The following is a 23,700-nucleotide window of genomic DNA, read 5'->3' as shown; positions in this document are numbered from 1 at the left end:
CGCCGGACGGGGGGCACCGCACGCGCCGCGGATACGGCTCAGCAGCCGCCGCAGTTGTAGTACGTCACGTCCCAGTGGTTGCCCTCGTCCGCGTAGACGTTGCCGGAGCCGGACCTGTACTGGGGTGCGCCGTCTCCCCGCAGACCTATGTAGGTGAAGGTGTTCTTGACGTAGTTCGTCACGCAGGTGGTCTTGGCGAAGTCGAGCTTGTAGCCGTTCCAGTGCGAGTACGTGCCACTGGCGTGCCCGGTCTCGGTGCCGCCGGTGATGTTGAGGGCGCAGCCGGTGGCGCTCTTCAGCGTCTGGGCGCCCTGGGCGCTCATCAGGTTGAGCTGGTCGAAGGACGTACAGGTGGAGATGTTCCGGTTGGAACATCCGCCGGAGGACGACCAGGTGATCCCGGAGGAGCTGAACCTCGCGGTCGCCTGGGAGTGGGTCAGCTTGGTCACGGCGTGCGCCTCGGTGGCGCCGCTGAGGACGCCGATGCCGGGGGCGAAGAGCGCGCCGAGAACGAGGGCGAGTGCGGTGAGGGCGGAGCGGAGCCTTGGGCGGGTCGGCATGGGGGGAATTCCTCCTGCTCATGACAATTCCGGGGGTACACAGCCGCGCGGCCGAGCAGGGAGATGGTGCCCGAGTTCTACGCGTGTCCGCCAGAGGGCGACGGCCGCCGCAGGGGGCGGAAGGGTGACTTCCGGACCGGCCTGGACCCTTGATGTTGAACTTTGAACTAGATTGCTTTACAGTGAATCTCGTTGAAGGTTAAACAAACCTTCGGCAGCCGCTCGATCACGTCCCCCGAGGAGGAGCCATGGCTCTGTTCAACCGCAAGAACAACGACGCCCCGTCCACGACCGCCACGCTCGCGGTGGACCCCGCGCTGGCCGCCCTGACCGGCGACTACGCGATCGACCCGGCCCACAGCAGCATCGGTTTCACGGTGCGCCACGCCATGGTCACCAACGTCCGCGGCTCCTTCGGCGAGCACGAGGGCAGCCTGAAGCTGGACGGCTCCGACCCCTCGAACTCCGCCGCCTCGATCGACGTCAGGATCGCCAGCGTCGACACCGGCATCGCCGACCGCGACGGCCACCTCGTCAGCGGCGACTTCTTCGACGCCGAGACGTTCCCGCTGATGTCCTTCCGGTCCACCGCGGCCGAGCAGCTCGGTGGCGAGAAGTACCGTGTCACCGGTGACCTCACGATCAAGGACGTGACCCGCCCGCTCGCCATCGACCTGGAGTTCAACGGCTCCGCCACCGACGTCTACGGCAACGAGCGCGTCGGCTTCGAGGGCAGCGCGGACATCCTGCGCTCCGACTGGGGCCTGACCTGGAACGCGGCGCTGGAGACCGGCGGCGTGATGGTCAGCGACAAGGTCAAGCTGAACTTCGACATCTCCGCGATCAAGGCCGCCGCCCCGCAGGCCTGACCCCTCCGCGACACCCGTACGGACCGAGCGCGCCCGCCTTCACTCCCCCACCGGGGAGGAGGGCGGGCGCTCGGCGTCCTAGCCCTTCGCGACGGCCGCCGACAGCTGCGCGCGGCGGGCGTCGACCGCGCGCCCGGTGTCCTCGGCGATCAGGTCGGCGTTGATCGCCACGGCCGCCCGCAGCCCGGCATTGGCGGCGCCGACCACCTGTTCGGTCAGGTTGGCGACGTTGCCCGCCACCCAGACGCCGGGGACCTCCGTGGCTCCGGTCGCGTCGCCCGCGACGTACGTGCCGACCACATGCCCGCCCATCTCCTGCGCGGTCGCCACAAGGCCCAGGCTCGTGAGGACACCCGAGCGGGCGGTGAAGCGCGGCTGCGTCACCGCGGCCTCGCACGGGATCACCCGGCCCCCGGCCAGCCGCACCCCGGTGAGCCGGTCGTCGGCCACTTCCAGCCCGGCGACCTCCCCGTCCACCACGGCGATACCGCGGGCGGCCAGCTGCTCGTACTCCTCATCGCTCGGTTCGGGTCCCAGGTGGCGGAAAAACGTCAGGTGTTCCGTCCACTGGCGCCACATCAGCGCCTGGTGCACGGCGAGCGGACCGACGGACAGGATGCCGATCGCACGGTCCCGCACCTCCCAGCCGTGGCAGTACGGGCAGTGCAGCACGTCGCGGCCCCACCGCTCGGCCAGGCCGGGCACGGGCGGCAGCTCGTCGACGAGCCCCGTGGTCACGAGCAGCCGGCGCGCCAGCACGGCGCTTCCGTCCTCGCACAGGACCCGGAAGCCCTCGCCGTCCGGCAGCTTCTCGGCGGCCGCGACGCCGCCCTCGACGACTCTTCCCCCGTAACCCGCCAGTTCCTCGCGACCGACGGCCAGGAGCTCCAAGGGCGGTGTGCCCTCGCGCCCCAGGTAGTTGTGCACGTGCGACGCGGGCGCGTTGCGGGGCCGGCCCGCGTCGATGACCACCACGGAACGCCGCGCCCTGGCCAGCGCCACCGCCCCGCTCAGCCCGGCGGCTCCGCCGCCCACGACCACCACGTCGTACCTCTGCTGCATGTCCTCCATGCGGAACACCTCCCTTTACGAAGAGAGTGCGCCCGACTCACGGAATCAACAAGTTTGCTTGCCGAAACGGCAACTCAGTCCGGTTCGTCGACCGGCTGCTCCGACCAGATGACCTTGCCCGTCGCGGTGTAGCGGGTGCCCCAGCGTTCCGCGAACTGGGCGACGAGGAACAGGCCCCGGCCGCCCTCGTCGGTGGTCGTCGCGTAGCGCAGGTGCGGGGAGGTGCTGCTGGTGTCGGAGACCTCGCAGACCAGGCTGCGGTCGTACAGGAGCCGGACCACGATCGGTCCCGAGCCGTAGCGGATGGCGTTGGTGACCAGTTCGCTCAGGATGAGCTCGGTGACGAACGCCTCCTCTTCCAGGCCCCGTTCACCGAGCCAGCGGGCCACTCCCTTGCGGACTCCGGCGACAGCCGACGGCTCGGGTTCGACCTCCCACTCGGCGATCCGGCCGGGGTCCAGCCGGTGGGTGCGGGCGACCAGGAGAGCCACGTCGTCGGTGGGGTGGGTGGGGAGCAGGGCGGCGAGCACGTCGTCACAGGTCTCCTCCGGGGTCCGGTCCGGATGTCCGAGAGCGGTACGCAATACGTCGAGGCCCTCGTCGATGTCCCGGTCGCGGCGTTCGATCAGACCGTCGGTGTACAGGACCAGGCGGCTGCCCTCGGGGACCGTGAACTCGGCCGACTCGAACGGCATGCCGCCGATGCCCAGCGGCGGCCCCGCGGGCGTCTCGGGGAACTCCACGGTCCCGTCGGGCAGGACCAGCGCCGGTCCGGGGTGTCCTGCGCGGGCCATGGAGCAGTTCCCGGAGACCCCGTCGTAGATCGCGTACAGACACGTGGCCCCGGCGATGCCCACGTCGGAGCCGTCGTCCGTCCCGTCCTGGTCCATCCGGGCGACGAGTTCGTCGAGGTGGCCGAGGAGTTCGTCCGGCGGAAGATCCAGCGTGGAGAAGTTGTGGACCGTGGTGCGCAGCCGCCCCATCGTGGCCGCCGCGTGCAGCCCGTGACCGACGACGTCGCCGACGACCAGGGCGACCCGGGCGCCGGACAGCGGGATCACGTCGAACCAGTCGCCGCCCACTCCGGCCTGGGCCGGCAGATAGCGGTGGGCGACGTCGAGGGCGTTCTGTTCGGGCACACCCCTGGGCAGCAGGCTGCGCTGGAGCGTGACGGCCATCTCGTGCTCGCGGGTGTAGCGGCGGGCGTTGTCGATGCTGATCGCCGCCCGTGCCACCAGCTCCTCGGCGAAGGAGAGGTCCTCCTCGTCGAAGGGGTCCGGGTTCGTGGCGCGCCAGAAGTTGGCCATCCCGAGGACGACACCGCGGGCGTGCAGCGGTACGGAGATGAGCGAGTGGATCCCGTACTCCAGGACGCTCGCCCCCCGGTCGGGGTCACGCACCCGCCAGTGCTGCGCCGTCGCCAGATCGGATTCCATCCAGATGTGGCCGCCGCTCGTGCCCACGGCACCGGCGCTGGTGGGGAAGAAGCCGACCACCCGGCCGAGCGGGTAGAGCGGGTGGTCCGGGTCGGTGCCCGTGATGGCCGTACGGCGCATCTCCATCACGTCACCCGTCGGCGGCGGCGGTTCCGCACCGCGCAGGACCTCGTCGGCGAGGTCGACCGAGGCGAAGTCGGCGAATCCCGGGGTCGCCACCTCCGTCAGCTCCTCGGCCGTCCTGGTGACGTCGAGGGTGGTACCGATCCGCTCCCCCGCCTCGTACAGGAGCAGCAGACGTTCCCGTACCGCCTCCGCCGTGCCGGTGACCGCGCGCAGCTCGGTGGTGTCCCGCAGGGTGGCGACGGTGCTGGGAGGGCCGCCGTGCGGGTCGGTGGGGCGGAGGTTGACGGCCAGCAGCCGGTTCCCGGCCCGCCGGACCTCGTCCGTGGCGCTCCGGCCCGAGGCCAGGAGTTCGGCGGTGCCCTCGTCCAGGCCGAGGTCCGTCACGGCCCGGCCCTCGGCGTCCGCGGGCAGGTCCAGCAGCCGGCGGGCCTCGTCGTTGACCAGCAGCAGCCGGCCGTCGGGGCCGATGATGAGCACTCCTTCGCGGACTGCGTGCAGCACCGCGTCGTGGTGCTCGTACATCCGTGTCATACCGTCCGGTCCGAGGCCGTGGGTCTGGCGGCCCAGGCGCCTGCTGACGAGCGCGGCGCCGCCCGCCGCGAGGACGAGTGCCACACCCGCGGCGCCGACACTGAACGGCAGGCTCCGGTCCGCCACGCTCTCCACCGACTCCACCGTGATGCCCACCGACACCAGACCGGCGATCGAACCGTCCGCGCGCGGGACGGGCACCACCGAGTTGACCGCACGTCCCCGGACTCCTTCGAAGGTCCGGGTGAACGCCTCACCCTCCAGAGCCTTGTGGTACGGGCCGACGACGCGCTTCCCGATCAGCTCGGGGTCGGGGTGCGTGAGCCGGATCCCCCGGTCGTCGGAGACGACCACGTAGTCGACCTCGGTCTTCACGCGGACCTGCTCGGCGATCGGCTGGAGCGCGGCCGTGGGATTCGGGCCGTCCATCGCCGCCACGATCCCCGGTGCGTGGGCGAAGGTCTCGGCGACGCCCAGGGTGTGGAGTTCGGCCTCCTGCATGGTGTCGCGCCGGCCCTGGACCACGAGCGCGACGGCAGCGGCGGAGACGAGCAGCACCACGAGTCCCAGCATGAGACAGAAGACCTGTCCGGCCACCGTGCGCAGACTGAACAGCGAACGCGCGCTCCCGGCCCTGGGCGGGTCCGCCCCGCCGTTGCCCTGCGCCCGTCCGGTGTCGCCCATGCCTCCGTCTCCGTGCCGATGTGGCCGCCGAGCGGGGCGACGGAACCACGCCCGGAATCGACCGGATCCCCACATAAGATCAGGTTTAGCATGGATCGCGGCTTCCCGAGCCGCGCGGGGAGTACGGCGGCGCGGGGCGCGTCAGCCCCTAGAAACCGCCGCCGTCGAAGCCTCCGCCGCCCCCGAAGCCGCCGAAGTCCGAGGAGCTGAAGTCGGAGCCGGAGACGTCGCCGCCGCTCCATTCGCCGCCGGAGCCGAAGTCACCGCCGCCGTACTCCCCTGCGTACGCGGGGGACGCCAGCATCGAGCCGAGCATCGTGCCGACCAGCAGGCCAGGCAGCAGGCCGCCGCCGAAGTAGCCGCCCGCCCAGGGGCCGTACGCGGGTCCCGCCTCCCAGTACGGGCGGCGGCGGCCGTCGCCGACGTCGACGGTGCGGCTCATCGGGTCATCGCCCTCGCGCAGCCGGACCTCGTCGGCGCCGCAGACCGGGACCTCGCGGGCGGCGCCGCCGGACGGCGTCCACAGGGCGTCGGCGACCGAGGGGCCGTGGCGGGGGTCGAAGAAGCAGGGCGGGCGGCGGGCGGGGAGTTCCGCGCCCGTCCTGCGGGCTTCCAGGACGGCGAGGGAGAAGCGGCCGTCCTCCAGGGACTGGGTGACTCCGCGCACCTCGGAGGGGTGCCGGGCCCGTTCCATCTTCGTCTTGGCGCTCTCGTACGAGTCGAGCGCGCGCTCGTAGTCGGCGCGCATCGTGTCGTCGGCGCCCTTCTCCGCGGGGTGGAAGTCGAGCCGTTCCAGGGTTTCGCCGTACGCGGTGATGTCCTCGTCGACGACGACCCGGAGCTTGTCGAGCGAGGCCCTTTCCTCTTCGTCCTTGCGGCGGCGGTTGCGGCGCACGATCGCGAACGCGCCGGCGCCGCCTGCCACGGCCACCGCGGCGAGCGCGATCAGACCGGTGGCTGAGGGACCCGCGCTGCCCTCTCCCGCGCCGTCGGAGGCCCAGGAGGCGGGGGCGGTGCCCCGGGCCTGTTCGACGGCCTGGTCGACGAAGGCGTTGAGCTGCGTCGCCGCGTCCGCGCCGGCGTCCTGCGTCTCCACGGATGCGACCAGGTTGTCGACGGCCCGCACCGTCATCACGCTGCTGTCCGCGCCGGCGTCGAAGCCGTCACCGAGACGGACCGCGTAGAGGCCCGTGATCCCGGTGTCGTTGCGCAGATTGGCGAGGAGGCCCTCCTCCGGGTAGTCCGGCGACTCCGGCAGGACGGCCACGAACACCGGTTTGTCGGCGTCCTTGATCTTCTTCTCCAGGGCGTTCTCCTCGGCCGAGGAGAGCTGGCCGGCAGCTGCCGGGTCGACGTAGACCGGACCCTGGCGCAGGGCCTGGGCCGCGTCGTCGATCGTGGCGGCGGCGGACGGCGCAGCGGGGGACATCGCCAGCACGGCCGCCGAGAGTATCAGCAGCAGGCAGGCCCACAGGGGAGCGAACAGCCTCTTCCGCATACTCCGAAAGTACGCCAAGTGGGCGACAAAAGCGCCGCCCACTTGGCTCTATTTTGTACCGTTACGCGCTCAGGCGGCGCGATAGGCCGCCCGAAGCTTCGCCATGGCCCCCGCGAGATCACCGGAAAGCAGCAGGTGGTCGGCGTCCGCGAACGGCCCGGACACCGCCGCGGTCAGCTTGCCGTCGGTCTTCTGCTGGACCAGCAGCCTGGCCCGTTCCACGCTCGCCCTGCCGCCGCCCGCCGGGGGCGTCCTCAGCGTGGTCAGTCCCCAGCCGTACGGGAACTGCGGGTCGTAGACCGCGTCGCCGACGTTGATCGGCAGCTGCGCCTCGGACCTCGGCCAGGTGACCGGGAGCTGTCCGGTGAAGGGGCGCTCGCCGTACAGGACGTCGGCGACGCCGTCGCCCTCGGTGCCCGGCAGCCAGGAGGCCACGAGGGCGTCGATGGAGCCGAGCCGGTCGCCGATGAGCTGCGGGCGTCCTGAGACGACCAGGACGGCGCACTCCATGGCGGCGCAGACCGTGTCCACGGCTGCCTGGTCGGCGGCCGTGAGCTCCAGGTCGTGGCCGTTGCCGACGTCTCCGACGCCTTCGGTGTACGGGGTCTCGCCGACGACCACGACTCCGGCGTCGTAGCCGTCCGTGGCGGCCGAGGCGTCCTTGGAGTACGTGACGGACGCCGGGTCGGAGGCCGCCTTCCTCATGCCTTCGAGGATCGTCGTACCCGTGGTGGTCCTGCCCGACGCGCCCTGCCAGCCGACGGTCCAGCCGCCGGCCTGGTTGCCGAGGTCGTCCGCGTTGGATCCGGCGACGTACACCTTCGCCGACGGGTCGATGGGCAGGACCGCACCGTCGTTCTTCAGCAGCACCTGGGACTTGGCCACCGCCTCGCGGGCGACGGCGCGGTGTCCGGCCGAGCCGACGCCGTCCAGGGCGGACGGGTCCGCGTACGGCTTCTCGAACAGCCCCAGCCGGAACTTCTGGGTCAGGATCCGGGAGACCGCGTCGTCGATCCGGGCCTCGGCGATGCGCCCCGCGGCGACCTCGTCGCGGAGCGTCTTCGTGAAGTCCTGGTACGCGGTCGGGACCATGATCATGTCGAGTCCCGCGTTGACCGACGTACGGACGTCGGTGGCGTGGTCACCGGGAATCTGGTCGATGGCCTGCCAGTCGCTGATGACGAAGCCCTCGAAGCCCATCCGGTCCTTCAGCACGCCGTTGATCATCTCGGCGTGCGCGTGCATCTTCACCGGGCCCGCGCCGTCGCCGATGACGTCGAGCGAGGAGTAGGACGGCATGACCGTGCCGACGCCCCGCCCGACGGCCTCCGCGAACGGCGCGAGGTGCACCGCTTCGAGCTCCTCGCGGGTCACCTTCGTGACGCCCTGGTCGATCGTGTACGCACCCGAGGTGGACGAGCCGAACTCCGTACCGCCGTCGCCGACGAAGTGCTTGGCTCCGGCCAGCACCTTGTCGTTGCGGTCCAGGTCCGCGCCGGAGGGGCTGCCCTGCATGCCGTCGATGACCGTCTCCATGGCTTCCACCAGGGCCGGGTCCTCGCCGTACGCCTCGTACGAGCGGCCCCAGCGCTCGTCGCGGGTCACGCACACGCAGGGGGCGAAGTCCCAGGGGATGCCCGTCGCGCGGACCTCGCTCGCGGTGACCGCGCCGGTCCGCTCGGCGAGCTGCGGGTCACGGCCCGCGCCGATGCCGATGTTGTGCGGCATGACCGTCGCACCGATCACGTTGTTGTGGCCGTGCACGGCGTCCACGCCGTAGATCAACGGGATCTGGAACCGGGTCGCCCGCGCGCGCAACTGGTAGGCGTCGACCATCTTCGCCCAGGCGGCGGCCGTGTTCGGGGTGGGTGCGGAACCACCGCCGGAGAGCAGCGAGCCGAGACCGTACGCGGCGATGTCGCCCTGCGACTTCAGCGCGGTGCGCTCGGCCTGGGTCATCTGGCCGGCCTTCTCGGCGAGCGACATCCGCGCCACCAGGTCGGCCACACGCCGCTTCACCGGCAACCGCGGGTTCTGGTACGGGAGTCCGTGGGCGTCGATGACGGCCTGCGGGTCCTCCTGGGGCGACTCGGCCCCGGTGACGTCGAGTTCGACGGGGACCGTCTCGGCCGGTTCCGCGCCCTCGTCGTGCGCGGTGGCCACGGCGATGGTGTGCGAGGTGCCGGACGTGGTGCCCGCCGGGAAGGTGTGGGTGCCGGTGACCGGTGTGTAGTCGGCGCCGGAGCGGGCGCTGCCGCCCTTGGTCGTGTACGCGACGGTGACGGGCTCCTCGATGCGGCGGGAGCCGGTGGCGGTGGCGACGGAGATCTCGATGACCGCCGTGGCGCCCTCGTTCACCGGGTGCACGGCCGAGTCGACGACGACGCGCGCCGAGGGTGCGGAGCCGCTCGTGGCGCCGGGCGCGCCGGGGGCGGCTCCGGTGAGCAGTCCGGCGAGGCCCGTGACGGCTGCGAGCACGGCCGTCGCCGGTCTGCCCCGGTGACCGGTGCGGGGGTGGTGGGCGGGTGGCATCGGGACTCCTTCTCGTCGGCGGTCGGACGAAGGAGTCAACTGGGGCGGCCGTCGGAGGATGCGGTCACCCGTTCGCCTGCGAGCGCCGGACGGGCCTGAAAGCCAAGCCCGTCCGGCGGTCGGTCCTAGTCCGTCGGCTCGACGCCCGCCCGCAGCAGGCCGTACGTGTACGCGTCCTCCAGCGACTGCCAGGACGCCGCGATGATGTTCTCCGCGACTCCCACCGTCGACCAGTCACCGGCTCCGTCGCCCGTGGTGATCAGTACCCGGGTGGTGGAGTCGGTGCCTGTCGTGCCCTCCAGGATGCGGACCTTGTAGTCGACCAGTTCCAGCTTGGCCAGCTGCGGGTAGATCCGCTCGAGACCGATGCGCAGCGCCCGGTCCAGCGCGTTGACCGGGCCGTTGCCCTCCGCGGTGGTGACGATCCGCTCACCCTTGGCCCAGAGTTTCACGGTCGCCTCGTTGGCGTGCGTACCGTCGGGGCGGTCCTCGGTGATGACGCGCCAGGACTCCGTACGGAAGTAGCGGCGGGCCCGGCCCTCGACCTCGCTGCGCAGCAGGAGTTCGAAGGAGGCGTCGGCCGCCTCGTACGTGTAGCCCTTGAGTTCGCGCTCCTTGACCCGTGCCACCACCCGTCCGACGAGCTCGCGGTCGCCCCCGAGGTCGATGCCGAGCTCCTTGCCCTTGAGCTCGATCGAGGCGCGGCCCGCCATGTCGGAGACGAGCATCCGCATGGTGTTGCCGACGAGTTCGGGGTCGATGTGCTGGTACAGATCCGGATCGACCTTGATCGCGGAGGCGTGCAGCCCGGCCTTGTGGGCGAACGCGGAGACCCCGACGTAGGGCTGGTGGGTGGAGGGCGTGAGGTTGACGACCTCGGCGATGGCGTGCGAGATCCGGGTCATCTCGGCGAGCGCGCCCTCGGGCATGACGGTCTTGCCGTACTTGAGTTCCAGGGCGGCGACGACGGGGAACAGGTTGGCGTTGCCGACCCGTTCGCCGTAGCCGTTGGCCGTGCACTGGACGTGGGTGGCGCCCGCGTCGACCGCGGCGAGGGTGTTGGCGACGGCGCAGCCGGTGTCGTCCTGGGCGTGGATTCCGAGGCGGGCCCCGGTGTCCGCGAGGACGGTGGCGACGACGGCCTGGACCTGGGCGGGGAGCATGCCGCCGTTGGTGTCGCACAGGATGACGACGTCGGCTCCGGCCTCGGACGCGGCACGGACGACGGCCTTGGCGTACTCGGCGTTGGCGCGGTAGCCGTCGAAGAAGTGCTCGCAGTCGACGAAGACACGCCGGCCCTGCTCGCGGAGGTGGGAGACGGTGTCGCGGACCATCTCCAGGTTCTCCTCCAGAGTGGTGCGCAGCGCCAGTTCGACATGGCGGTCGTGGGACTTGGCGACCAGCGTGATCACCGGCGCGCCGGAGTCGAGGAGCGCCTTGACCTGCGGGTCGTCGGCCGCGCTGCCGCCCGCTCTGCGGGTCGCTCCGAACGCGACCAGCTGGGCGTTCCTGAACTGGATCTCCTGTGCGGCACGGGCGAAGAACTCCGTGTCGCGCGGGTTGGCGCCGGGCCAGCCGCCCTCGATGAAGCCGACGCCGAAGTCGTCCAGATGCCGGGCGATGGTCAGCTTGTCCGCGACCGTCAGGTTGATGCCTTCACGCTGTGCACCGTCGCGCAGTGTGGTGTCGAAGACATGGAAGCTGTCGTCGGTGGCCGTGGCCTTGGTGGTCATGCTGATCTGACTCCTGTCGGATGAGTGGATCCGGACGATCGGGCTCCACTTGCCCCCATCATCTCGCGCGCGACGCCCCGGCCGAGGTGAGGGCCGGAAAACGAAAAAACCCCTCGCGGGTGCGAGAGGTCTGCGCGCGGGTCTGGGGCACGATGGCCGCGCCGTACGTGGTGGTACGGGGCGGTCACTGCGGACCGGCGCGCCTGCTGCCAATAATCATGACGAACGAGGACACGGACGCAGTCTTGCACAGCGCCGCCCCCGCTCCCCGGCCCGTCTCAGGATGCGGTCGTGACGTCCGTCGCAGGCCGCTCCCGCGGATTCACCGGCGCGGAAGCGGCTTCACGGAGCCGAGGCGGCTTCACGGAGCGGACGCGGATTCACGGCGCCGAAGCGGGGAGCAGTGCCTCCCGCAGGAACTCCTCCACATGGGAGAGGACCTGCTCGCGCCCCGTACCCGGTATGCCGACGGCGACATGGACGCTGAATCCGTCGAGCAGGGCGCGCAGCCGCGAGGCGAAGCGGTCCGGGTCCACGGGACGGAACTCGCCGCGCGAGATCCCCTCGGCGACGAGTGCCACCAGGTCCCGGTGCCAGGCACCCTCGATGGCGGCCTGCCGTCCACGCGCGTCGGCGTCGGCGTTCTGCGAGCGGTTCCAGACCTCCAGCCAGAGCGTCCAGTGGGGGTCGCGCGGGCCTTCGGGGACGTACAGATCCACATAGGCGCCGAGCCGCTCGGCGGCGGGCGCCTGCCCGGAGAGCAGGGTGCGGCGCTCGGCGCCGAGACGGCCCTCGCTCCATTCCAGGGTCTGGAGGAGCAGTTCGTCCTTGCTCCGGAAGTAGTAGAGGAGGTGCCCGCTGCTCATCCCCACCTCGCGCCCGAGCCCGGCCATGGTCAGCCCGTCGAGCCCGCGCTCGGCGATGGTGGCCATGGCCGCGACGAGCACGGACTCCCGGGGCGGGGCGATATTGCGCCGGCGGGCGGGTGGCGGGGTCATGCTGCGGCCGTGGCGCAGAGCATCTCGTTCACCCGTACGTTCTACCGGATCCAGGGCCTGTCCGGCGGATCAGGGTCGGATAGGACGCGGTGTCTGGTGCGGTGCATCGCAAGGCGCCGAAGCGTCCTCAGGTGGGGTCTCCCCTGCTCGAACGAAGTTGAGAGCTTGGGGAAGGAGCTATGCGGGCGTTTCGGCAACGCCGCGAGGTGCCGTGCCAGACGCCGTGGCCCCGGCCATGATCCGCCGGACAGGCCCTAGCGCTCAGCCGTGTACGGCAGGCTGCTGCTGGGTGATGCAGTGGATGCCGCCGCCGCCCGCGAAGATCGTCCGGGCGTCGACCAGATCGACCACGCGGCCGGGGTAGAGGCGGCGGAAGATGCCCGCGGCGAGCTCGTCGCGGGGGTCGTCGAAGGAGCACAGCACGACGCCGCCGTTGCAGACGTAGTGGTTGATGTAGGAGTAGTCGACCCACTCGCCGTCCTCGTCGCGCACCGTGGTCGGGGCCGGGATCTCGACGATCTCCAGGCTCCGGCCCTGCGCGTCGGTCTGCGCCCTGAGCATCTCCACGTTCTCCTTGCAGAGTTCGTGGTCGGGGTGGGACGGGTCGGGCTGGGTGTGTACGACGATCACGCCGGGTCCCGCGAAGGCGGCGACGATGTCGACATGGCCGAGGGTGCCGAAGCCGTGCGGCGGGTAGTCGCCGGTGAGGCCGCGCTTCAGCCAGATCGCCTTCGTGGTGCCGAGCTTGGCGTGGATCTCGGCCTCGACCTCCTCCTTGGACCAGCCCGGGTTCCGCTCGGGGCCGAGCTGCACGGTCTCGGTGAGCAGGACCGTGCCCTCTCCGTCGACGTGGATGCCGCCGCCCTCGTTGACGAGGGGCGAGCTGTGCACGGGCACGCCGATGAGGTCCGCGACATGACGGGCGATCTTCGCGTCGTGCTCCCAGGTCGCCCAGTCCTGGGCTCCCCAGCCGTTGAACACCCAGTCGACGGCGGCGAGGCGCGTGCCGTCGGTGACGAAGGTCGGGCCGATGTCCCGCATCCAGGCGTCGTCCAGCTCGCGCTCGACCAGCTCGATGTCCGGGCCGAGGAGGCCGCGGGCCCCCTCCGCCTGGCCGGGGCCGACGACCATGGTCACCGGCTCGAAGCGGCGTACGGCCCGGGCGACCGTGGCCCAGGCCTCGCGGGACTCGGCGAGGTCGTCACCGGAGAAGGTGACGTTGGGACCCGGCCACGCCATCCAGGTGCGCTCGTGCGGGGCCCACTCGGGGGGCATACGGAAGCTCATGTCGTCGTACTCCAGAAGGCTTGTTTTTAAAGGAAGTAGAGCCGGTTGAGAGAGACCGAGTCGGCCGGCTCGGACCGCATCGGAGCGCCGTCCAGCGTGACCAGACCGCTGCCCCCGTCCACATTCACCGCACCGATCCGGGAGTTGAGGAGCAGGTCCGCCGGGCCGATGCCCCGGGTGCCCCGCACCGCGACCCTGCGGCGCCGGGTGGGCATCAGGTCGGATCCGAGGTCGGTCGCGGCCTTCGCCACGAACGCCACCGAGATATCGGCGGGCGTCGCTCCGTGCCCGCCGAACAGCGGTCCCAGGACCAGCGGTTCACAGGTGTCGGTCGCGGCGTTGGGGTCGCCCGTCACTCCCCACGCGGGGAAGCCCGACTTCAGGACCATCTGCGGCTTCGCGCCGAAGAACTGCGGCTTCCACAGCACGATGTCGGCGAGCTTGCCCACCTCGATCGAGCCGACCTCGTGGGCGAGACCGTGCGCGATGGCCGGGTTGATCGTCAGCTTCGCCATGTAGCGCAGGACCCGGGCGTTGTCGTCGTGCGGACCGTCGCCCTCCATCGGGCCCAGCTCGGCCTTCATCTTCCCGGCCATCGCGAAGGTGCGGCGCACGGTCTCGCCCGCGCGCCCCATCCCCTGCGCGTCGGAGGAGGTGATGCCGATCGCGCCGAGGTCGTGCAGCACGTCCTCCGCGCCCATCGTCCCGGCCCTGATCCGGTCCCTCGCCATGGCGGCGTCCCCGGGCAGGTCGGTCTTGAGGTCGTGTACGGAGACGATCATCCCGTAGTGCTCGGCGACCGCGTCCCGGCCGAAGGGCAGGGTCGGGTTGGTGGACGAGCCGATGACGTTCGGCACGCCCGCCATCTTCAGGACGTTGGGTACGTGTCCCCCGCCGCAGCCCTCGATATGGAAGGCATGGATCGTCCGGCCGTCCAGGACGCTCAGGGTGTCCTCGACCGACAGGCACTCGTTCAGGCCGTCGCTGTGCAGGGCGACCTGCACGTCGTGCTCCTCGGCGACCCGCAGAGCCGTATCGAGCGCACGCGTGTGCGCGCCCATGTCCTCATGCACCTTGAAACCGGACGCACCGCCCTCGGCCAGCGCCTCCACCAGCGGGGCCGGATCGGAGGACGAACCGCGTGCCAGGAAGCCGATGTTGACCGGCCAGGCATCGAAGGCATTGAACGCGTGCCGCAGGGCCCACGGCGAGTTGACGCCGACCCCCCACACCGGGCCGAACTCCTGGCCGATGACGGTGGTGACGCCGGAGGCGAGCGAGGCCTCCATGATGCGCGGCGACAGCAGGTGCACATGGGTGTCCACGGCGCCGGCCGTGGCGATCATGCCCTCGCCGGAGACGATGGTGGTCCCGGTGCCGACGACGACGTCCACGCCGTCGAGGGTGTCCGGGTTCCCGGCCCGCCCTATGGCGTGGATGCGGCCCTCACGGATACCGATCGACACCTTGCGGATGCCCTGCACCGCGTCGATGACCAGCACATTGCTGATGACGACGTCACACGTGTCGCGTACGGCGGCGGCCTTCAGGTGCAGACCGTCACGGGCCGTCTTCCCGAAGCCCGCGAGGAACTCGTCGCCGTGCAGCTGCGCGTCCGACTCGACGCGCACCACCAGGCCGGAGTCGCCGAGGACGACCCGGTCTCCGGCGCGCGGTCCGTGGACCGAGGCGTATTCGTAGGGGTCCATCAGGCGTCCTCCACTCCGAGATAGCCGCAGGCCGCCGCGCGCCGCAGGGCCTCTTCCTTCGCGCCGGGCGCGTCCAGCGGGCCGTCGACCAGGCCCGCGAATCCGATCGCGATCCGCGCGCCGCCGATCGGCACGAGGCCGACCTCGGCCTCGTCGCCCGGACCGAAGCGGACCGATGATCCGGCGGGGACGCACAGCCGCATGCCGTACGCCGCCGCGCGGTCGAAGTCGAGCCTCGGATTGGCCTCGAAGAAGTGGAAGTGCGAGGTGACGCTGACCGGGACGGTCGCGGTGTTGCGCACGGTCAGCCGCAGCGCCGGCTCGGGCTCGGCGTTCGGCGAAGCGGGCAGTACGGCGCCGGGCGCCCCGTCGCCGAGGCCCCCGCCTCCGATGGGCGCGGACACGACGGCCAGCCGGGAACCGTCGTCGAAGACGGCCTCGACATGCACCTCGGTGACCACGTCCGCCACACCGGGCAGTACGTCGTCGGGGCCCAGCACAGCACGCGCGGCCTCGATGGCCTCGGCGAGCCGCCGCCCGTCGCGGGCGGCCTCGCAGACGGTGTCCGCGATGAGCGCGGTCGCCTCGGGAACGTTGAGCCTCAGCCCACGTGCCCGGCGTGCCCGCGCCAGTTCGGCGGCTCCGAAGAGCAGCAGCCGGTCGCGCTCGGTCGGGGTCAGTCTCACGTCACCACACCTCCATGTTTGAACAACACTCTAACCATGACCTCTCGCTGCTGGAAAGCATGGACAGGGACATTGACGGATACCGCTTCATGCGTCACATTGAGCGGCACTCAAACAGTCGAGCGTCAAGGGCGGCCTCATGCCGATAGAACAGCGCGGAGTCGACACCATCCCCGACGAGGAGCGCACCAGCGGGCCGCGCGACCTCGTGTCCATCCTTCTCGGTTCAAATCTTTGCCTGGGCGTCATCGTGTTCGGCTGGCTGCCGCCGTCCTTCGGGCTCGGCCTGTGGCCCTCCGTGACCTCGATCGTCGTCGGGACGCTGGCGGGCGTCCTGGTCACCGCCCCGCTCGCCTTGATCTCCCTGCGGACGGCGACCAACCTCTCCACGTCCAGCGGCGCCCAGTTCGGCGTACGCGGCCGGCTCATCGGCTCGGTCGTCGGGCTGCTGCTCTCGCTCGGGTACACGGCGCTCACGCTGTGGATCGGCGGGGACGTGATGGTCGGGACCCTGTCCCGGCTGACCGGACTGCCGGACGGCGGGGCCTCCCGGGCCCTGATGTACACCGTCCTCGCGGGCGCGACCGTCGTCGCCGCGGTCTTCGGCTACCGGCTGCTGCTCAAGCTCAGCAAGGTGCTCTCCATCGGCATGGTCGCGCTCCTGCTGCTCGGCGTCCTCGCCTACTCCGGCGACTTCACCAGGGCCGCGCCCCCGGACACCCCGTACCTGCTCGGCTCCTTCTGGCCCACCTGGCTGCTCGCGGCCGTCGCGGCGGGGCTGAGCGGCCCGGTCGCCTTCATCACGCTGCTCGGTGACTACACGCGCTACATCTCGCCGCGCCGCCACAGCTCCCGCAAGGTCTTCCTGGCCACCTGTCTCGGCCTGCTCCTCGGCCTGCTGGTGCCGCAGCTGTTCGGTACGTACACGGCCCTCGCCGCTCGCGCGGGACTGGACTACGCGGGACCGCTCGTCGACGCCGCGCCCTTCTGGTACCTGGCGCCGCTGCTCCTGGCGGCCTCGGCCGGGTCCGTCGGCAACGCCGGTCTGATGCTGTACTCGATGGGCCTGGACCTGGACGCGATCCTGCCCAGGGCCACCCGTACCAGCGCCACCGTGGTCGCCGCCGCCGTCGCGACCGCGTTCGTGTTCGTCGGCTCGTTCGCCTGGTCCGTGCAGTCCGCGATGACGTCGTTCGTGCTCCTGCTGACGGCCATCGGCACCCCGTGGGCAGTGATCTCACTGATCGGGTACGTGCGCTGCGGCGGCCAGTACGACCCGGAAGCCCTTCAGGTCTTCAACCGGCGCGCCAAGGGCGGCGTCTACTGGTACCGGGCGGGCTGGAACATCGGCGCCACGGTCTCCTGGGCACTGGGCGCGGCGGTCGGACTCGCGGCGGTCTCCACCACGGTCTACGAGGGCCCGCTGCTCGCCCTCACGGGCGGCGTGGACTGCAGTTTCATCCTCTCGGGCCTGGTGGGCGGGGTTTCGTACACCGTCCTGACCAGGCGCGAGGAGCGCCGGACGAGCCTGGTGACCAGCCCGTCCGGCGCCTGAGAACGCTACTGGCCGAGCGGGTGCATCCAGCCGTGCGTGTCCTCGGCGATACCGCGCTGGATGTCCAGCAGGCGCCCGCGCAGCTTCATCGTGACCTCGCCGGGCGTGCCGTCGCCCTGGATCCACTCGCCGTCGGCGGACTTGACGTTGCCGACGGGCGTGATGACGGCGGCGGTGCCGCAGGCGAAGACCTCGGTCAGGGTGCCGTTCGCGGTGTCGGCCTTCCACTGGTCGATCGAGACCCTGCCCTCCTCGGCCTCGTAACCGAGGTCACCGGCGACCTTGAGCAGCGAGTCGCGGGTGATTCCGGCGAGCAGCGAGCCGGTGAGCTCGGGGGTGACGATGCGCTTCTTCCCGTCCTCCTGCCCGTACACGAAGTACAGGTTCATGCCGCCGAGCTCCTCGACCCACTTGTGCTCCACGGCGTCGAGGTAGGCGACCTGGTCGCAGCCGTGCCCTGCGGCCTCGGCCTGGGCCAGCAGGGATGCCGCGTAGTTGCCGCCGGTCTTGGCGTCGCCCATGCCGCCGGGGACGGCGCGGACACGGTTCTCGGAGAGCCAGATGGAGACGGGCTTCACACCGCCGGGGAAGTACGCGCCGGCCGGCGAGGCGATGACGATGAAGAGGTACTCGTTGGCCGGCCGCACGCCGAGTCCGACCTCGGCCGCGATCATGAACGGGCGCAGGTAGAGGGACTCCTCGCCGCCGTGCTCCGGAACCCATGCGTTGTCCTGCTGGACCAGGGCGTCGCAGGCCGCGATGAACGTCTCGACCGGGAGCTCCGGCATCGCAAGCCGGGCCGCGGACCGCTGGAGGCGCTCCGCGTTGGCCTGCGGCCGGAAGGAGGCCACGCTGCCATCGGGCTGGCGGTACGCCTTGAGGCCCTCGAAGATCTCCTGCGCGTAGTGCAGGGTCATGTTGGCCGGGTCCATCGACAGCGGGCCGTACGGGACGAGCTGGGCGTCGTGCCAGCCCCGGCCCTCGGTCCACCTGATCGTCACCATGTGGTCGGTGAAGTAGCGGCCGAATCCGGGGTTCACCAGGATCGCCTCGCGCTCCGCGTCGGACAGCGGGTTCGAGGAGGGCTTGAGCTCGATCGTGGGCATCGTCATGAGTGCGTGTCCTTCACCGGTCTTGTGTGTGATGGACCGCGCTCACGCCCGCTCCCGCCCGACAGGTATCAGACAGGTCTTAGGACGTCCGAGCAATGCCGCGAGCCACGGCCCCGCGTTCGATTATCTCCCGGGGGCGGCCGTGCGCGAAATGGCGTGATTACGGTCCAGGGTCGATGGTGGCACCCGGAGACCGCATAGGTGAAGCCGCCGGGTGCGGTTGCGACCCGGCGGCTTCGAAGTGGAGTCGTCGGGTCAGCTCGCTACTCGTACCGCGAGGGCGTCGCCGATCTCGTCGGTGGTACGAGTGGTGACCCCGTCGCGCTCCGCGAGATCGGCGGAGACGGCGTCCTCGATGCGCACGGCCTCGGTCTCGTAGCCGAGGTGACGCAGCAGAAGGGCGACGGAGAGAATCGTGGCCGTCGGGTCGGCCTTGCCCTGGCCCGCGATGTCGGGGGCGGAGCCGTGGACCGGCTCGAACATCGACGGGAAGGCGCCCGTCGGGTTGATGTTGCCGGAGGCGGCCAGGCCGATACCACCGGTGACGGCGGCGGCGAGGTCCGTGAGGATGTCACCGAAGAGGTTGTCGGTGACGATGACGTCGAAGCGCTCCGGCTGGGTGACGAAGAAGATCGTCGCGGCGTCGACGTGCAGATAGTCGGTGGTGACGTCGGGGTACTCGGCCGCGACCCGGTCGAAGATGTTCTTCCACATGTGGCCCGCGTACACGAGGACGTTGTTCTTGTGGACCAGCGTCAGCTTCTTGCGCGGACGGGCGTTCGCCCGCTCGAAGGCGTCACGGACGACGCGCTCGACACCGAAGGCGGTGTTGAGGCTGACCTCGGTGGCGACCTCGTGCTCCGTACCCGTACGCAGCGAACCGCCGTTGCCCGTGTAGGGGCCCTCGGTGCCCTCGCGCACGACGACGAAGTCGATGTCGGGGCGGCCGGCGAGCGGGGTCGCGGTGTTTGGGAAGAGCTTCGACGGGCGCAGGTTGATGAAGTGGTCGAAGGCGAAACGCAGCTTCAGCAGCAGCCCCCGCTCCAGGACGCCGGACGGCACGGACGGGTCGCCGATGGCGCCGAGCAGGATGGCGTCGTGGTTCTTGAGCGCCGCCAGCTCCGCGTCCGGGAGGGTTTCACCGGTGCGGTGCCAGCGCTGGGCGCCAAGGTCGTACTCCTTGGTCTCCAGCTTCACATCCTGCGGGAGAACAGCGTTGAGGACCTTGAGGCCCTGGGCCACGACCTCCTGGCCGATACCGTCACCGGGGATCACTGCGAGATTGATGCTGCGAGACATATCGGCACCCTACTGGTCGTCCCACCCCATGACATCCGCTGTCCGCATGGCGGACAGCGTGTCATGGACCGGGTGTGCTCCGGCCGGCCCTCAGTGGCCGGTGGAGCCGCCGTTGTCCCTGCGGTCGAGGGCGCGCTGAAGCGCGGCGGCGGCGTTCTTGCGCTCGGACTCGCTGGGGCGGTGGGCGTGGCGGACGCGTCGGACAGTGGTCTCGGCCATGGTGGATCGACTCCTTGAGATCGCGAGGATTTCGAGATCGAGATTCGAGATCGGGATTTCGAGGCGCCGGAAGGGGCGGGGAACGTGCCGCAGGGGTTGCCTGCTCGGGGGCACGCGCTCACAACCGCCAGTCGCTTGATCGAGCGAGTCGTTCGGCTTCTACAAAGCTAAGACAGCGGAGCCGGTCTGTCTCCACAATTACTCGGACTTCCTACTATCTGAGACGGACGCCTCGAAACCTGCCACCCAGGACCGGCCACCCAGGACCGCCCACCCCAGTCAGAGCACGTCGCCGTCGCGCCAGTCGAAGAACAGCGTCCCGGTACGGGGATCCGGCCCGCCGCGTACGTACGCGCTGCCCTCCTCGTCCGGCAGCGGCACCGTCCCCCGAGGCCCCAGCGCGGCGATGCTCCCCCGCCACAGCTCCCAGCCCCGGGCCTCGTACAGCCAGGCGCCCTCGGTGGACGCGGACAGCGCCCCGAAGGCGTACGCCCCGTCGATGACGCCCTCCAGCGCGGCCATCACCCGGCCCCCGAGCCCTTCACGCCGCCGGTCGGGACGGACGGCCACGCCCTCGACGTACCCGATGCGGTACGAACGGCCCTCGTGGACAACCCGGCGCTGGATGACGGAGCCGTGGGCGAGGATCCCACTGCCGTCGCGTACGTACGCGTGGACCCCGCCGAGGGTATGGTCCCAGTCGTCGTCACCGAAGTCCCCGGCGAAGGCCGCGTCCAGGAACGCCCGGATGTCGTCGAGGACGGGCGGGGGCAGCTCGTGGGTGTGGGCGGTGTGCAGCACCGTCGGCCGTGTCATGGACCCAGCCTGCCAGGACTGCCCCCTGCCCAGGGAGAGGGCAGGGGGCAGTCCTGGCACGAAGTACCGGGCGGGTCAGTACACGGTGACGCCGTACGCGGCCAGGGCCTCCTTGACCGGCTGGTGGATCGCCGAGCCGTTCGTGCCCGTGCAGCCGGAGCTGCCCGAGTGGATGCCGAGGGCCACGGAGCCGGCGTAGTGGGCGCCGCCGCTGTCGCCGCCGGCCGAACAGGCGGTCGTGCGGACCATGTTGTAGACGGGCCCGTCACCGTAGTTGACGGTGACGTTGACCGCGGTGACGGTGCCGCTGGTCACCTTGGTGGTGGAGCCGCTCTTCTTCAGCGCCTGGCCCACGACCGCGTCGGCGGCCGATGCGATGTCCTGGAAGCTGCCGTTGTGGAGCGTGACGTTCCCGGCGGGCGCGGAGCCGTCGGTGTACCGGACGATGCCGTAGTCGTTGGTCGGGAAGCTCGTGCCCTCCCGGACGCCGATCACCGCTCCGCCGGAACTCGCGGACCAGTTGGCCGAGATGTTGGTGCAGTGGCCGGCGGTCACGAAGTAGCGGGCGCCGCCCTTGGTGACGTTGAACGCGGCCGAACAGCGGCTGCCGCCGCCGTAGATGGCTGCGCCGCCCGCGACCTCGCGGTGGAACACTCCGGGCACCCTGGCGATGCGTACGGCTCCGTCGAGCCGGTTCGCGACGGCCTTGATACGTGCCATCTCCCGTGCGGAGACCGACTCGTCGGCCTCCACGGCGACCTGGTTGGTCCGCGGGTCGATGCCCCACGAGGTGCCGGTGATCTTCGCACCGGCCTCCAGGGCGTCCATCGCGGCGCCGAGCTCCGCCGCGCTGCGCGTGACCCGGCGCACGGTGGCCCCGGCGGCACGGGCCCGGTCCGCGGCGCGGTCGCTGGTGACGGTGACGACGAGGCCGCCGGTCTTCGCGTCGAGGTAGCTGCCGGCGCTCTCCGCGCCGAGCTGCCGTTCGAGCGTGGCGTCCAGGGCGTAGGCGGCCGGGGCGGGGGTGGCGCTCGCGGCGGGAACGGCTTCGGCCCCGGCGGAGGTCGCGCCGAGGCCGAGGGTCGCGCCGACGAGCAGCAGGGAAACGCCGATGCGCGCAGGAAGGGTGCGTCTCATGGGGGAGCTCCTTCTCGGGTGACGTGTGGGGACGTACGTACCGAGCAAGGAATTTGACATGCACATTACCTAGACCGCAAGGGCGCGTGGCCGGAAGCGGTCGGCGCGGAGGGCCGGGCGCACATGGAAACCGCCCCCCGGCCGGCTGGGGGGCCGGGCGGGGGGCGGGACTTGTGGGGGGCGCCGGTGTTGCGGCGCCCCGGGTGGATCAGCCCTGGTGGGGGTAGATGTAGTCGGTCGGCGGGACCAGCGTCTCCTTGATGGCGCGGGTCAGCGTCCAGCGCTGCAGGTTCTGCGGCGCACCGGCCTTGTCGTTCGTACCCGAGGCACGGCCGCCACCGAAGGGCTGCTGGCCGACGACGGCGCCGGTCGACTTGTCGTTGATGTAGAAGTTGCCCGCGGCGTACCGCAGCTTCTCCATCGTGCGGGCCGCGGCGGCGCGGTCGCCGGAGATGACCGCACCGGTCAGCGCGTAGTCGGAGGCCGACTCCATCTGCTCCAGCATGGCGTCGTAGTTCTCGTCCTCGTACACGTGGATCGCGAGGATCGGGCCGAAGTACTCGGTCGTGAAGACCTCGTTCTCCGGGTCGGTGCAGGCGATGACGGTCGGGCGGACGAAGTAGCCGACCGAGTCGTCGTACGTACCGCCCGCGACGATCGTGCAGGTCGGGTCGGCCTTGGCGCGGTCGATCGCGGCCTTGTTCTTCGCGAAGGAACGCTCGTCGATCACGGCGCCGATGAAGTTCGTCAGGTCGGTGACGTCACCCATGGTGATGCCGTCGACCTCGGCCGCGAAGGACTCCTTGAAACCTGAGTTCCAGATGGAGGCCGGCACGTACGCCCGCGAGGACGCCGAGCACTTCTGGCCCTGGTACTCGAAGGAGCCACGGGTCAGCGCGGTCTTCAGGATGGCCGGGTCGGCGCTCGGGTGGGCGACGACGAAGTCCTTGCCGCCGGTCTCGCCGACCAGACGCGGGTACGTCCGGTAGTTGGCGATGTTGTTGCCGACGGTCTTCCACAGGTGCTGGAAGGTCGGGGTCGAACCGGTGAAGTGGATACCGGCCAGGTCGCGGTGGTTCAGCGCCACCTCGGAGACGGCGATGCCGTCACCGGTCACCAGGTTGATGACGCCCTTCGGCAGACCGGCCTCCTCCAGAAGCTGCATGAGCAGCACGGCGGCGTGGGTCTGCGTGGGGGACGGCTTCCAGACCACCACGTTGCCCATGAGGGCGGGGGCGGTGGGCAGGTTGCCCGCGATGGCCGTGAAGTTGAACGGCGTGATCGCGTAGACGAAGCCCTCGAGCGGGCGGTGGTCCATGCGGTTCCACACGCCGGGCGAGTTCGCCGGGGGCTGCTCGGCGAGGATCTGGCGCGCGTAGTGCACGTTGAAGCGCCAGAAGTCGACGAGCTCACAGGGGGTGTCGATCTCGGCCTGCTGCGCGGTCTTGGACTGGCCGAGCATCGTGGAGGCGGCCAGCGTCTCGCGCCAGGGGCCGGAGAGCAGCTCGGCGGCGCGCAGGATGATCGCGGCGCGGTCGTCGAAGGCCATCGCGCGCCACGCCGGGGCCGCGGCGAGGGCGGCGTCGATCGCGTCCTGGGCGTCCTGCTGCGTGGCGCCGGCGAAGGTGCCGATGACGCGCTGGTGGTTGTGCGGCTGCACGACGTCGAAGCGCTCGCCGCCACCCATCCGCTTCTCCCCGCCGATGGTCATCGGCAGGTCGATCGGGTTCTCGGCGAGCTCCTTGAGCTTCACTTCGAGGCGGGCGCGCTCGGGGGAACCGGGGGCGTAGGAACGGACCGGCTCGTTGACCGGCGCGGGGACCTGGGTAACAGCGTCCATGA

18 protein-coding genes are annotated in these 23,700 nt (G+C 70.9%); 2 read left to right on the top strand and 16 right to left on the bottom strand.

The annotated features are described in order from the left end of the window. Nucleotides 1-38: 38 nt before the first annotated feature. Entirely contained in the window at nt 39-560 is a 522-nt protein-coding gene (locus ACWGO0_RS03540) for a hypothetical protein (RefSeq protein WP_453527336.1), read from the bottom strand. 248 nt (nt 561-808) lie between these two features. Here ACWGO0_RS03540 and ACWGO0_RS03535 point away from each other — a divergent pair, with 248 nt between their 5' ends. After that, entirely contained in the window at nt 809-1,429 is a 621-nt protein-coding gene (locus tag ACWGO0_RS03535; protein WP_453527333.1) for a YceI family protein, read from the top strand. A gap of 78 nt (nt 1,430-1,507) precedes the next feature. Here the strand turns inward: ACWGO0_RS03535 and ACWGO0_RS03530 are convergent, their stop codons facing one another. The 9 genes from ACWGO0_RS03530 to ureA form a co-directional block, all read right to left on the bottom strand. After that, nucleotides 1,508-2,500 (bottom strand): NAD(P)/FAD-dependent oxidoreductase, encoded by a 993-nt coding sequence (locus ACWGO0_RS03530; RefSeq protein WP_453527330.1) that lies wholly within the window; start codon nt 2,498-2,500, stop codon nt 1,508-1,510. A 74-nt stretch (nt 2,501-2,574) separates the two neighbouring features. Next, nucleotides 2,575-5,277 (bottom strand): SpoIIE family protein phosphatase, encoded by a 2,703-nt coding sequence (locus ACWGO0_RS03525; protein WP_453527329.1) that lies wholly within the window; start codon nt 5,275-5,277, stop codon nt 2,575-2,577. Between the two features lie 148 nt (nt 5,278-5,425). Further along, nucleotides 5,426-6,775, bottom strand: a complete 1,350-nt coding sequence (locus ACWGO0_RS03520) for a hypothetical protein (RefSeq protein WP_453527326.1) — start codon at nt 6,773-6,775, stop codon at nt 5,426-5,428. 69 nt (nt 6,776-6,844) lie between these two features. Continuing rightward, a complete protein-coding gene (locus ACWGO0_RS03515; protein WP_453527323.1) occupies nt 6,845-9,307 on the bottom strand; it encodes a glycoside hydrolase family 3 N-terminal domain-containing protein in 2,463 nt (820 codons plus the stop codon). Nucleotides 9,308-9,432: 125 nt separating this feature from the next. Next, a complete protein-coding gene (gene cimA, locus ACWGO0_RS03510; protein WP_453527320.1) occupies nt 9,433-11,040 on the bottom strand; it encodes a citramalate synthase in 1,608 nt (535 codons plus the stop codon). Nucleotides 11,041-11,420: 380 nt separating this feature from the next. Then, the gene (locus ACWGO0_RS03505; RefSeq protein WP_453527317.1) at nt 11,421-12,038 is read right to left on the bottom strand and encodes a TetR/AcrR family transcriptional regulator; all 618 of its coding nucleotides are present in this window, start codon (nt 12,036-12,038) and stop codon (nt 11,421-11,423) included. 261 nt (nt 12,039-12,299) lie between these two features. Next, on the bottom strand, nt 12,300-13,325 hold the full coding sequence (locus tag ACWGO0_RS03500) for an agmatine deiminase family protein (RefSeq protein ID WP_453527314.1): 1,026 nt from the start codon (nt 13,323-13,325) through the stop codon (nt 12,300-12,302). A 26-nt stretch (nt 13,326-13,351) separates the two neighbouring features. Further along, nucleotides 13,352-15,034: an urease subunit alpha gene (locus ACWGO0_RS03495; protein WP_453527311.1), complete on the bottom strand. Its 1,683-nt coding sequence runs from the start codon at nt 15,032-15,034 to the stop codon at nt 13,352-13,354. Continuing rightward, nucleotides 15,034-15,720: an urease subunit gamma gene (gene ureA / locus ACWGO0_RS03490; protein ID WP_453527308.1), complete on the bottom strand. Its 687-nt coding sequence runs from the start codon at nt 15,718-15,720 to the stop codon at nt 15,034-15,036. Before ureA ends, ACWGO0_RS03495 begins: the two co-directional genes overlap by 1 nt. 139 nt (nt 15,721-15,859) lie before the next feature. Between ureA and ACWGO0_RS03485 the strand changes: the two genes are divergently transcribed. Next, the gene (locus tag ACWGO0_RS03485) at nt 15,860-17,275 is read left to right on the top strand and encodes a cytosine permease (RefSeq protein ID WP_453527305.1); all 1,416 of its coding nucleotides are present in this window, start codon (nt 15,860-15,862) and stop codon (nt 17,273-17,275) included. Between the two features lie 5 nt (nt 17,276-17,280). On the opposite strand, the gene ACWGO0_RS03480 is transcribed toward ACWGO0_RS03485, so the two are convergent. The 6 genes from ACWGO0_RS03480 to pruA all read right to left on the bottom strand — a co-directional run bounded on the left by ACWGO0_RS03480 (nt 17,281) and on the right by pruA (nt 23,698). Continuing rightward, complete coding sequence (locus tag ACWGO0_RS03480) at nt 17,281-18,387, bottom strand: branched-chain amino acid aminotransferase (protein ID WP_453527302.1); 1,107 nt, start codon at nt 18,385-18,387, stop codon at nt 17,281-17,283. Between the two features lie 255 nt (nt 18,388-18,642). Then, on the bottom strand, nt 18,643-19,686 hold the full coding sequence (locus ACWGO0_RS03475; RefSeq protein ID WP_453527299.1) for a 3-isopropylmalate dehydrogenase: 1,044 nt from the start codon (nt 19,684-19,686) through the stop codon (nt 18,643-18,645). Nucleotides 19,687-19,776: 90 nt separating this feature from the next. Then, a complete protein-coding gene (locus tag ACWGO0_RS03470) occupies nt 19,777-19,905 on the bottom strand; it encodes a hypothetical protein (protein WP_453527296.1) in 129 nt (42 codons plus the stop codon). Nucleotides 19,906-20,184: 279 nt separating this feature from the next. Beyond that, nucleotides 20,185-20,721 (bottom strand): GNAT family N-acetyltransferase, encoded by a 537-nt coding sequence (locus ACWGO0_RS03465; RefSeq protein ID WP_453527293.1) that lies wholly within the window; start codon nt 20,719-20,721, stop codon nt 20,185-20,187. A gap of 75 nt (nt 20,722-20,796) precedes the next feature. Then, on the bottom strand, nt 20,797-21,858 hold the full coding sequence (locus tag ACWGO0_RS03460) for a S1 family peptidase (RefSeq protein ID WP_453527290.1): 1,062 nt from the start codon (nt 21,856-21,858) through the stop codon (nt 20,797-20,799). A gap of 208 nt (nt 21,859-22,066) precedes the next feature. Further along, nucleotides 22,067-23,698, bottom strand: coding sequence for an L-glutamate gamma-semialdehyde dehydrogenase (gene pruA / locus ACWGO0_RS03455; protein WP_453527288.1), 1,632 nt, complete (start codon nt 23,696-23,698; stop codon nt 22,067-22,069). Nucleotides 23,699-23,700 lie beyond the last annotated feature (2 nt).

Source organism: Streptomyces sp. NPDC055749 (assembly GCF_053617235.1).
This window is presented reverse-complemented; position numbering and strand designations above follow the sequence as displayed.